Below are 12,091 nucleotides of genomic sequence, written 5' to 3'. Positions count from 1 at the left end.
AAGCATGATAGAACAAAATATATCTGTGACACCCGATACAAAAGCCATTTGGTTAATAATAAATGGTGACAAAATATTTCAAAAAGTGGATAGCCCTGAACTCCTTGTTAGCACTTGGGGAGCCCTTGATTTTGCCCACGAATATCAAGAACAAATAGTTAAAGTAGGTAGTCATCTAGATATTCCTTGCTTATTGATAGATATGGGGAGTGAACAAATAAGAAATGATGAATATACGCTCGTTAGCATACGCACCTTATTATTCCAAATAGACAGTGCTTTCTTTAGCGTTATATCTAGGGCTTGGCAGGTAGCTTTATTTATACGAACCCATCGCTTTTGTGGTCAATGCGGTAGTGTCATGCAGCAAATTGAATGGGAAATGGCGTTACAATGTTCTAGGTGCCAACACCGCTGCTATCCTAGAATTTCACCCTGTATAATTGTTTCTATTCGGCATCAAAATACAATTTTATTAGCTCAAGGCAAACCACAACGAGCCAGAAATATGTTCTCTACCCTAGCAGGTTTTGTTGAAAGTGGTGAAACACTAGAGCAAGCTGTACATAGAGAAGTATTCGAAGAAGTAGGTATAAAAGTTAAAAATTTACGCTACTTTTCTAGCCAACCTTGGCCATTTCCCCATTCATTAATGGTAGGGTTTTTAGCTGATTTTGACTCTGGCAATATACAAGTAGACGGTAAAGAAATCCTCCAGGCAGAGTGGTTCGATCCGAAAGCCTTACCTAATATTCCTCCTACAGGTTCAATTTCTGGACAGCTCATTCAACACACATTAAAGGAAATTGAACACAATGCTGAACTTGAAATTATTCAGAAAAATTAATTAACTATGCCTACCTACATTATCTAGTGTGGGTTGGTTAAAGCACGAAAATATTTTTATAGTTCAATTTCCATATGACGTTTTTGACCAGATCTCCTATTAAAATCAGTTAATCTTTGTAAATATTTCAAAAACTTTGTCAAAATTACTCAGCTTTATATTCTGAAAGTCGTTACAATACAGCCGTTTTTTTTAAGCCACGCCGCTATAATCAATAATTTTTATCTGAGGTAACCTATGCAAGAACTGCAAAACGATCGATATTTACGTGCATTATTGCGCCAACCTGTTGATTTCACTCCCGTATGGATGATGCGCCAGGCTGGTCGATATTTACCTGAATATAAAGCGACTCGTGCACAAGCTGGCGACTTTATGTCCTTGTGTAAAAATGCAGAACTTGCATGTGAAGTTACATTACAGCCGTTACGCCGATTTGAGTTAGATGCTGCGATTTTATTCTCAGATATTCTTACCATTCCAGATGCAATGGGTTTAGGTTTGTATTTCGAAACCGGTGAAGGTCCTAAATTTGAACGCCCATTAACTTGTATGGCCGACATACAAAAACTGCCTAACCCAGATCCAGAAGTTGAGTTAGGTTATGTTATGAATGCGGTGCGCACCATCCGTAAAAACCTTCAGGGGCAAGTGCCTCTTATTGGTTTTTCTGGTAGTCCTTGGACTTTGGCCACTTACATGATTGAAGGTGGCTCTAGTAAAGCTTTTACCAAAATTAAAAAAATGGCATTTAGCGATCCTCAAGCCCTGCACTTATTACTAGATAAATTAGCTGACTCGGTTATTTTATATTTAAACGCGCAAATTAAAGCTGGTGCTCAATCTGTTATGGTATTTGACACTTGGGGGGGCGTATTATCTGGGCGTGATTACAAAGAGTTTTCATTACAATATATGCATAAAATTGTAGATGGTTTAATTCGCGAAAACGATGGTAGACGAGTACCTGTTACCCTATTTACTAAAAACGCAGGCCTGTGGCTAGAGTCTATTGCTGATACAGGTTGCGATGCGGTGGGATTAGATTGGACCGTTGATATGGCTGATGCTAAAAAACGGATAGGCGATAAAGTTACCCTGCAAGGCAATATGGACCCGTCAATGTTGTATGCACCAGCAAAACGAATTGAACAAGAAGTACAAACAATACTAGAAGGCTTTGGAAAAGGTAATGGTCATGTATTTAATCTAGGCCACGGCATTCATTTAGATGTTCCACCAGAAAATGCCAAAATATTTATTGATGCGGTTCACAAGTACAGTAAACATTATCATCTGTAGTTAGTCTTTTTTCTTAAAAGTCACTATCTTACCCGAGGCGCACATTTGTTGCGCCTCAACCTTTGAGCAATCGGCATCAACTTTAAGTAACCCTATACCTGAACCATTTAATAAAGTTCTTACTTTATGGTTATCTGGCCTACGATGTTTCACCAACATATTTCGTCTCTGGGTAAACCAATTTAACGGTGAATATTTACTATAAAATACTCTATTTAAACGGTCGAACCATTGTAACAAACTGTCTGGAAACTCATTTTTAATACCACTACTGGTTATTTGAGTAATGTTTGGAGAGTTATGCCTAAACCTTAGAGTTATGTCATACACAAAAGAATAATGAACATCCCCCGATAAAATCACAAAGTTAGGAGGTGTTTTTCGATTCCTAAAGATATTCAGGATGACACTAGCCGTGCCCTTATGAGCCATCCAATTCTCAGCATCAACGGTCAGTGCTTTTCCAAAAAACGTAAACACTTTTTGAATAGTTTCAATTAACTTTACGCCAAAAACAGGAGCCGCAGAAATCATAATAACGGCTTCTTGACCTATCAACTCTTGCTGCAATTCACTTAAAGCTTCCCAGTCCATCAAACCAGATGGCTTATTCTTATTTGACTCAGAACGCCAACGCTGGGTTCGGGTATCCAGCACCAAAATTTTTGGAGACGTATCCAAATGATAATGCCAATGCTCCCAACCTAAAACTTGGTCTACTAGTTTATCGTGTTCAACTATCCCCGTCTTACTAAAATGCTCCCTACAGTTCTGATATAACCCAGCTAAATCTTGAGGATTATTCCCCCATCCTTGGCATAGCCAATAACCTATTAATGCATTACCTACTATCCGTTTTGCAAATTGATTACCGTAAACTGCCTCTTCCCAGCCTCGGGTTAAATTCCAATCATCGGTGATATCATGATCATCAAACACCATATACACTGGAACATGAGCCAGTGCACGCCTAACTCTAGATAGGCCTCTCGAAAACTGATCGATTGCAATCTTCTCTTTGGCAAAGGTTGCGCGAAAAGGAATAGGTATATCTTTGTCATCAATATTAACCAAGCGCCACATCTCAGGCGACCAAGTCAAAATGTACATAGCCATGACTTCAGCAAACGAAATAAGATGATTGTTAGCATTAACAGAAGTGAATATAGGTTTCTTTTTAGCGCCAAAAAACTTTTTTTGAGTGTTCTCTGCACTTGGCTCATCGGGTAATAATTTAGGTCTTTGGTAGTAACAATCTGGGTGTTCAAAGACATCTAGGCTGTGTTCTATTACCGCACCTGACAGGGTTTCATTAAACAAACCAAGATGACCAATGGTTTGCTTAATTGCCACTAACATGGGGCCAGCTACATCATCCGTATAGACTTGGTCTCCCGATAACATTAACAAGTCAGGGCTACACTGAGCATCTTTAAACGCCGCTTCTAACTGTGAGTCAACTACCAACAAACCATCACCACTGTCATGGTGAGGCTTACGGCAAGAGCCATGTAAAATCTGGCGGACAGCTTGTTTAACCACAAAACTGGGCAGGGTTTGCCCTTGATAAAGTAAATCTGGTAATAGCTCTGATATTGTTAACGGCAGCTCATTCTCGCGGCATAATTTAATATCATAGTAAATTCTGGTACCGCACTTCACGTCAACATTTACAGGTATTGTCAATAAGTTTACAAAAGCATGCTCTCCCACCTGTACCTGTGAAAATAATTCAGGTGTACTAGCAGCCCCATCAAACAGCACTTCTTGATTAACTAGATTATGTAACAGCACCTCAAAATCATAAGGTTTGGAGGTCATTAACCAAAAGTTAACTTGCTTTGTATGTACCTGCCTAACAATAGGCCCGGCTAAAACTTCCGGTAAAGGCTGAAAAGTAGACTGACTCAACTAAGCTGCACCCCAACCCTACTTAAACAGCTCATTTAAATAAGCCGCTATTCTCACGCCGCCCATTTGCAAACGTTCTTTAACGATAGGTAAGTTTTGGTATTGGTAGTCCCATGAGATTTCATCTGAATCAGGGTAAAGTTTAGCCCGTAGCTTAGCACTTTCAGCAATCCAAATATGTGGGTCTACATCCATCCACTGCTGTGCTTGTTGTTTGCTGATCTTAGCGAGTAATATCGCACTCCATTCGGTATATGAAAGTTGCTGACTATCAATTAGCCCTGAATCCCACACTCTGTGTAGGTTTGAGTCCTGCCAAAAAAATTTAAGCTTTACGTCGTTACCGCCTCTGTCGGTGCCATTTCCAGCATGGAATGGTTGATGTAAATCACCAATAATATGGATAATAAAACGTAATGCTAATTGCTTTTGCTCGATGGTGGTTTTGTCACTTTTAAGCTGCTTTGTAAAAGCTTGCAAAGCACTAAAACCGTCACCTTGTTCCGGCGCGCCTACTTCGCCATAGGTTTTCCCATCTGGGATAGTTACATAATGGTAAGGACCTGCCGTTTTTTTCCAAAATTCGCTAGGGTTAGAGCGCATTTCATCGGGCCAAGTAGAGGCTTCAGCTAAGGTTTCATTTGGTAATATTTTGGCTATTGCTAATTTTGCTTCAGCAGTTAAGTAATTTTCAGCAATAGCACCCGTCACCCTGTGTCCTATTTGCCCCCAAGACAATGCCTGAAAACTCATTACAGCAACTATTACACCTAAAATTATTGGTTTCAATTTCATATTTACTTCTTCAATTAATCGTTTTTAATTAATGCTAGCTGTTCTAGCAACACCTTATGGATCCCACTGAAACCACCATTACTCATCACCAAAATATGGTCACCTGCTTGTACGTAAGATAAAATTGATTTTATCAATACATCCATATCTTTATACAACATGGCTGTGACATCACTCTCGGCTAATAAGTCGTCCATTGACCAAGTTAAATTGGAAGGTTCAAAGATAAAAACATGGTCCGCATGACTCCATGACTTCGCCAAGGTATCTTTATGCACCCCCATTTTCATAGTATTAGATCTAGGCTCCAGCACAGCTAAAATACGAGCCTTTCCTACTTTTGCCCTTAATCCATTAATGGTTGTAGCTATAGCGCTAGGATGGTGAGCAAAGTCGTCATATAAAGTAACCTTATTGACTACACCTTTTACTTCCATGCGTCGCTTAACATTTACAAACTCGGTAAGCGACTCAATCGCTATGGGGCACTGCACTCCAACATGATGAGCAGCAGCTATTGCCATAAGTGCATTATTAACATTATGTTCCCCCACCAGATCCCATGTTACGACTCCTTGCTTCTTCCCTTTGAACAAGACCTCAAATTTACTACCATCAGCAATCAAGTTATTAGCTTGCCAATCTGTCCCTGTAAATTGAACCGGTGTCCAGCAGCCCATATCTAATACTCTTAAAAGATCTTTATCTGACTTAGGCGATAGCACGAGTCCATTATTAGGCACCATACGAAGTAAATGATGAAACTGCTTTTGAATAGCGCCTAAATCCTCAAAAATATCTGCATGGTCAAACTCAAGGTTATTCATGATTAAAGTGCGAGGACGATAATGGACGAACTTAGAGCGCTTATCAAAAAAGGCACTATCATATTCGTCGGCTTCAATAACAAAAAACGGATGCTTACCTAGTCGAGCTGACACATCAAAATTTTGAGGTATACCGCCAATTAAAAACCCCGGGGCTAACTCCGCATACTCTAATATCCACGCCAAAATACTTGAGGTAGTCGTTTTTCCGTGGGTCCCAGATACAGCCAGTACCCAACGATCTTTTAAAACATTTTCTAATAGCCATTGAGGGCCGCTTATATAAGGTAAGTTTCTGTCTAATACGTATTCTACGGCTTTATTACCACGAGACAGAGCATTACCAATAATGACAACGTCTGGCTCTCCGTATTGAATCTCTGAACCGTCACTTGAGTCTAATGCAACTTTAAATTGGCTTGGATCCCAGCCTTCAAATAGCTCAATACCAAGAGACTCTAGTTGCGTGCTCATAGGAGGGTAAACATTTGCATCTGCACCTGTCACTTTATGTCCCATTGACTTCGCTAATGCAGCGATGCCTCCCATAAAAGTACCGCAAATGCCAAGAATGTGTATATGCATAGTTCGTCGTTCAATATAGTCAATATTCTTAGGTTACCAGAACAGCAAAGGTGAACCCAATTTTGAATGTAAAAATATGTGCCATTTTCAACTGACTTAACATTCGGTTATAAAGAATACGTTTCGGTTGCTGAGTTTCTTGCTTTTTGAAGGTACAATCATTGAAACTTGTGGCAAAAATAATAAAAAATAAACTTGTCACCTACTCTGTTCCTACAACACAAGGCGTAAAAAAGCATGAAAAGACTTAACTCGCAACTACAAGAAGACGGCGCTCCAATGGAGCTAATCCTGCTATTGAGAACTATTTTAGCGGGATGTAAAGAAATATCCTTTAGGGTCAGTCAGGGAGCATTAGCAGGTGTGTTAGGTTCTACCTTAAGTGAAAACGTTCAAGGTGAAACGCAGAAAAAGTTAGATGTAATTTCAAACCAAATATTGAAAGACATCCTAAGTGAATCAGGCTATGTAAAAGCAATTTCCTCAGAAGAAGAAGATGACGTAGTAGCTTGTAACCCAGATGGTAAATACTTAGTTAGCTTTGACCCTCTAGATGGCTCTTCGAATACAGACATTAATAGCTTGATAGGGACTATTTTCTCTATCACTCACGCTCCACAATGGATGGATGCCGATGATCCATCTGCATTTTTACAACCAGGCACACAAAGTGTTGCTGCAGGTTACGTTTTATATGGCCCATCAGCCATGCTTGCACTTACTACAGGTAAGGGCACACATTTATATACACTAGATAAAACCCATGGTGGTTTTCTCTTAACTACCCCAAATATTAAAGTGCCAGAGCAAACCTCTGAGTATTCTATTAACGCCTCTAACCAACGTCATTGGGAAGCCCCAATACAAGAATATGTAAGTGATCTATTAGCTGGGACCGAAGGGCCTCGTGAAAAAGACTTCAATATGCGTTGGGTAGCGGCAATGGTAGGTGATATTCATAGAGTATTATCTCGTGGGGGAATATTCATGTATCCCTATGACAAACGTGACCCAAGTAAGCCTGGAAAATTACGTTTATTATATGAAGCAAACCCAATGGCATTTTTGGTAGAACAAGCAGGGGGCTTAGCAGATACAGGAGCTGGCCGTATAATGGAAGTCATGCCAACAGAAATCCATCAACGCGTACCAGTTTTAATTGGCTCTAAAGAAGAAGTAGAGACTTGTCTAGCTTACGTTAATAAATAGTAAACTCTACTTATTCAAAAAAGGTGAGCAGTAGCTCACCTTTACTCGTTTTGATTTTTAGGCAAAGCTATGAGAATACTTCAGCCATATAGCCTATTCTAAACCCACCCCAATGTCGGCCTTTTACATATATTGGAGCCGAAAGGTCGTGCACCACTTCGCCAGTATCTCGCTTGTAGGTTTGCAGTAAAAAGCGTTGAGTATTTGAACCACAACGACTACCTGTATAATCGTCAAATATCCGTTTAGTACGATTAGAAACTAAATCTTTCTTATAATTTCCAGTTAAAGGTTGGCTAAACTTTTTATTGTGGGTGGGAAAATAACCATTTTTATCTACAGCACCAGCAAACACTATAAAATCATCTTTAACTAAAATGGGTTCCTGAATGTCTGGCAGATACCTATCGGTGAAGGTATCGAATTTGGTGGTAAATTTAGTTGGATTCGTATCTGGTATTTCTAAATAAGATAAATCAAAAAGTGCGGATTCGGTAATCTCATTATTCGCAATCGCTTGTTCAAACACTCGCCCAATTTTTAACGCAGTTTGCTCTGCAATTTCTTGTACATAAGTGTTCCTGTTCTCAAAATCAAATACGCTAAGTAGTCTAAAAATATTTTCAGTATGGTGGCTTAAACCTAATACCTTATTAGAAACATCTGAAAAATCATGCTGAAAAGCTTGTGAAGTTTGCAGCAGTTGCTTCATGGTATCGGTTATTCCCTGATTAGTTTGTTTTTGCCCATCCACTGTGATTTTCACAGTTTTCATAGCATCGCTCGCTTCACTGGTTGATAAAGTGCTAGCCTCAATCGATTCAGAAACATCCTCTATCACCTGTGACATACTCTGGCCTTCACTATAAACCAAATTAATAGTTTTAGCGGATTCAGAGGTGCCAGAGGTTATTTCAGACAAAACATTTTCAATGCCACTTATTGCTTCTGAGGTTCGCTTAGCTAGCACTCTAACCTCATCAGCCACTACTGCAAAGCCTCGTCCTTGCTCCCCAGCTCTGGCGGCTTCTATCGCTGCATTTAGAGCCAACAAATTAGTTTGATCGGCTAATTGGTTTACGGTTGTAATGATATTTCCAATTGATGCAGCTTGAGTTAGTAAGCCATTGAGTAAGGTTTTTGATAAAGAAATTTGCTCGTTCAAAGATGACTGTTTAGGTATTAAATCTTTTAGCATGGCATTGCTATTTGAGGCCATATCATCTGAAGCACCAATCTTCTCCATAGCTAGATCAGCTTGTAATATTAATGACTCATTTGCACTTTCTAGGCTTTGGATATCCTTAAGAGCTTGTTCCGTTTGAGTAACTTGTTCACCAAATAATATCGAAAGTTTGTCAATAAAGTGTGAGACATTGGCCCCACCGATAGCTATTTTTCCGACTGTCGAGCCGACCAAAGCAGCCCGAGAGTGTAACTCACCTATTTCGCTTACTGCATCCTTATTTAACTGGGGTAAGTGCTGCTTTTTCGAAATGAATTTAATCGCTAAAAAACCCATAGAGGCAAGTAACAAACCAACTGTAAACGCCAAAATAATACTGGACATCCCGTAGCCTACATCTGTCACTTGAGGACTAGCAGAAGCGCAATGATAAGGAAAAAAACAAAAAAGCAGTAGTAGGCGTTTCATACAAATTTTCCGAGAAAATATTTGCTTAAAGCATTGGCTAACTCTTCAATTTGGTCAATAAGACTAAGGTCGGTATTACAAGTACTACTTGGGAATAAACCCTACAAGATAATGTAAGCGAGTATACGTGAATTTCCCAACATGATATTTTCAAAAAAAATGCCGTTCACTCACAGTAAACGGCATCAGTTAGGTTACGACTAACACTAAGGTTTATATTAAATTAAGTTTTTCTGTTGCTCGATCCAATTATTGATTTTGCTCTCTAAAATATTCAGAGGTACCGGCCCGTCTTTTAACACTTCATCATGGAAACCACGAATATCAAACTTGTCTCCTAGACTGTCTTTTGCCTTCGTTCGCAACTCCATAATCTTCAACTTACCAATCATATAAGCCGTAGCTTGCCCGGGCATGGCGATATACCGCTCAATGGCTTTAACAGAGTCATTTTCAGGGTTAGGGGTATTTTTAATTAAATAATCAATGGCTTGGTCGCGACTCCATTTTTTAGCATGAATTCCTGTATCTACCACTAAACGACAGGCTCGCCATAATTCCATGGCCAAACGCCCAAAGTCTGAGTAAGGATTTTCATAAAACCCCATATCCTTGGCTAACTCTTCAGTATATAAGCCCCACCCCTCTGTATACGCAGTAAAGCTCACATATTTTTGAAATTCTGGAATTCCCTCTAGCTCTTGAGCAATTGAGCGCTGCATATGATGGCCAGGAATACCTTCATGATAAGCCAAGGCCTCCATTTGATAAGTCGGCATATCCTTCATGTTGTAAAGGTTTGCATAATAAGTACCCGGTCGTGAACCATCTTTAGAAGGACTTTGATAAAAAGCCTTACCTGCAGACTTTTCTCTAAAAGCTTCAACACGCTTTACCTGCATTCGCGCTTTTGGCGTTAACCCGAAGTATTCAGGCACTTTTTCTTCCATGGTATCAATTAAGGCTTTGGCCTCTTCCATATAACGAGCACGACCTTCATCAGTAGCAGGATAATAAAACTGCTCGTCGGTACGCATAAACTCAAAAAATGCTGCTAAGTCTCCTTCAAAGCCCACTTTTTGCTTGATGACTTTCATTGCGTTGTGAATGCGTTCAACATTTTCTAAACCAATTTGATGAACTTGCTCAGCATTTAAATCTGTGGTCGTAAACCACTCTAACCGGTTTTTATACCACTTCTCGCCATCAGGTAAACGCCATACTCCATCTCCTTCAGGAGTGAGTCTTTGTTGAATTTTTAACTCATCAATGAGCTCTCTATACGCTGGTAAAACAGACTCTTCAATAGCCTCTCTAGCCTCGGCTATTAAACCAACAGTCTCCATATTAGTTAGCCCTAATGCATCCACTTTAGTGATGAAATCATCCCAAATAGTTGAGTTTTCTGGTGACTCTTCGAATGGATTGCCGCTAATCACATTATGAGACGCTTGGATCATCTGATCGTAAGCCCACTTAGGTGGAAACACTCCTAACTCTTGACGTTTTTTCATTTGCTGAATCACTTGAGTAAATAGAGGTTTTACATTATTCAACCTAGCCACATAGGCCTCAGCGTCATCTATGCTTTTGATTCTGTGAATATTAATCAAAAAGCTAGGCACAATGGTGTGATAGGCTCTGAACTGATGCATTATGTATGTGTGGTCACGAAATTTATCATTCGCTAAACGGCGCTGAATATCAGTTATAGCGACATCAATGCTTAACTTCTCTTGCTCAGTCAGTTGACTTGTATCAAATTTTTGTAAAGCAGCTAGGCGTGCCTTTTGAATAGCAATCGTCTCACCTTGATGGGCATCGGATATATCATTCCATTTATCGTAATCCCATTTATAACCTAAATAGCTCTGCGTTATGGGTGAGCGTTTTAAATCTTGTTCAAACATATCCGCAAAGTATTGAGCTAATTTTTCAGACTCAGTTTGTACGACGTTTTGCGCGGCTTGTCCAATTGGTTTCTCTGTTTGCTCACTGGGCTGTGGAGAACACGCAGATATTGCGATAGTTAGCATACTTAAGGGGATTAATTTTAATCTAGTCATCATTATGTTTTCCTGTCATATTTTTATTCTGTTCTTTTAAATCTGAGAATATAGCTTTTAAGACAGCATCGCTAGAAGGTATTTAAAGTGAGTATTGACTATAAGCAGCTAAACAGAGTTAATAGACAATATAAAGTTGTCCCAAGAGTCAATGACATAAATATTATTAAACACGCATACAGTTGTATGTAATTAGCGGGCTTTTCATTAGGCGACTCTACTAAAGGTTAATATCACTAGTGTCTCAAAGCATGGTATTTTATATTCGGCTAAGTTTGCAGTATATTCACTATGATTATTAATTTACACCCCAGATATACCATGCATCATAAGTAACAAGCTTGTTAAAAACCCTTTATCATAGGCAAACAACAAAACACATATGTACACACTATAAAATGTATAAATTATTTACTTCAATATTACTGCTGATAACTCAAATGAGTTTTGGCGCGCCATTAGAATTGTATTGGGAAGATATGATCCCTAAAGACTATGTTGCGTCTGATATTCCACTTGCTCATAGTAATAGTATGCAACAGCAAAACCTTGACGCGCCCATAGTGCCAGAACTAAACGGAAAGCTGGTTAAAATACCTGGGTTCGTGGTGCCGCTAGAAGGAGATAATGAAAAAATAACAGAATTTTTGTTAGTACCCTACTTTGGTGCCTGCGTACATGTCCCCCCCCCGCCACCTAATCAAATTGTTTATGTGAAGTTTTCTAAAGATGTGTCGATAAACAACTTATATGACGCGGTTTGGGTAACAGGAACCTTATCAACGAGTACTTGGCAGGGTGATTTAGCCACTGTTGGATATACGTTACAAGGTCTAAATATTGACGTATATGATTAATATTTATGAAAAAAATCTAATTAATGATTCGCACTTAA

At 39.3% G+C, this 12,091-nt stretch carries 9 protein-coding genes; 4 read left to right on the top strand and 5 right to left on the bottom strand.

Annotation, left to right across the window (positions count from 1 at the left end; genetic code table 11):
- Positions 1 to 4 precede the first annotated feature (4 nt).
- Positions 5 to 847 (top strand): NAD(+) diphosphatase, encoded by an 843-nt coding sequence (nudC, locus tag ABJE44_RS15915; RefSeq protein WP_348111027.1) that lies wholly within the window; start codon positions 5 to 7, stop codon positions 845 to 847.
- A 237-nt stretch (positions 848 to 1,084) separates the two neighbouring features.
- Positions 1,085 to 2,149, top strand: coding sequence for a uroporphyrinogen decarboxylase (gene hemE / locus ABJE44_RS15910; protein ID WP_348111026.1), 1,065 nt, complete (start codon positions 1,085 to 1,087; stop codon positions 2,147 to 2,149).
- Here hemE and ABJE44_RS15905 read toward each other — a convergent pair whose 3' ends face one another.
- Genes ABJE44_RS15905 through mpl form a run of 3 tightly spaced genes read right to left on the bottom strand, consistent with a single transcriptional unit; the run spans position 2,150 to position 6,267 of the window.
- Positions 2,150 to 4,060 carry an alkaline phosphatase D family protein gene (locus ABJE44_RS15905; protein ID WP_348111025.1) on the bottom strand — a complete coding sequence of 637 codons (1,911 nt, stop codon included), beginning with the start codon at positions 4,058 to 4,060 and terminating at the stop codon, positions 2,150 to 2,152.
- Positions 4,061 to 4,078: 18 nt separating this feature from the next.
- Positions 4,079 to 4,855, bottom strand: coding sequence for a S1/P1 nuclease (locus tag ABJE44_RS15900; protein WP_348111024.1), 777 nt, complete (start codon positions 4,853 to 4,855; stop codon positions 4,079 to 4,081).
- 14 nt (positions 4,856 to 4,869) lie between these two features.
- Positions 4,870 to 6,267, bottom strand: coding sequence for a UDP-N-acetylmuramate:L-alanyl-gamma-D-glutamyl-meso-diaminopimelate ligase (mpl, locus tag ABJE44_RS15895; RefSeq protein WP_348111023.1), 1,398 nt, complete (start codon positions 6,265 to 6,267; stop codon positions 4,870 to 4,872).
- Positions 6,268 to 6,504: 237 nt separating this feature from the next.
- On the opposite strand from mpl, the gene ABJE44_RS15890 reads away from it, so the two are divergent.
- The gene (locus ABJE44_RS15890; RefSeq protein WP_348111022.1) at positions 6,505 to 7,476 is read left to right on the top strand and encodes a class 1 fructose-bisphosphatase; all 972 of its coding nucleotides are present in this window, start codon (positions 6,505 to 6,507) and stop codon (positions 7,474 to 7,476) included.
- 67 nt (positions 7,477 to 7,543) lie between these two features.
- Here ABJE44_RS15890 and ABJE44_RS15885 read toward each other — a convergent pair whose 3' ends face one another.
- Both ABJE44_RS15885 and ABJE44_RS15880 read right to left on the bottom strand, forming a co-directional pair.
- Positions 7,544 to 9,130, bottom strand: coding sequence for a methyl-accepting chemotaxis protein (locus ABJE44_RS15885; RefSeq protein ID WP_348111021.1), 1,587 nt, complete (start codon positions 9,128 to 9,130; stop codon positions 7,544 to 7,546).
- Positions 9,131 to 9,348: 218 nt separating this feature from the next.
- Complete coding sequence (locus ABJE44_RS15880; protein ID WP_348111020.1) at positions 9,349 to 11,199, bottom strand: DUF885 domain-containing protein; 1,851 nt, start codon at positions 11,197 to 11,199, stop codon at positions 9,349 to 9,351.
- Between the two features lie 395 nt (positions 11,200 to 11,594).
- On the opposite strand from ABJE44_RS15880, the gene ABJE44_RS15875 reads away from it, so the two are divergent.
- On the top strand, positions 11,595 to 12,053 hold the full coding sequence (locus ABJE44_RS15875; protein ID WP_348111019.1) for a DUF3299 domain-containing protein: 459 nt from the start codon (positions 11,595 to 11,597) through the stop codon (positions 12,051 to 12,053).
- Positions 12,054 to 12,091: the final 38 nt, after the last annotated feature.

The sequence above is a fragment of the Paraglaciecola sp. genome, assembly GCF_039942875.1.
Lineage (GTDB): Bacteria > Pseudomonadota > Gammaproteobacteria > Enterobacterales > Alteromonadaceae > Paraglaciecola.
Note: the sequence above shows the minus strand (reverse complement) of the source record. Positions and strands in the feature narration are given on the sequence as shown.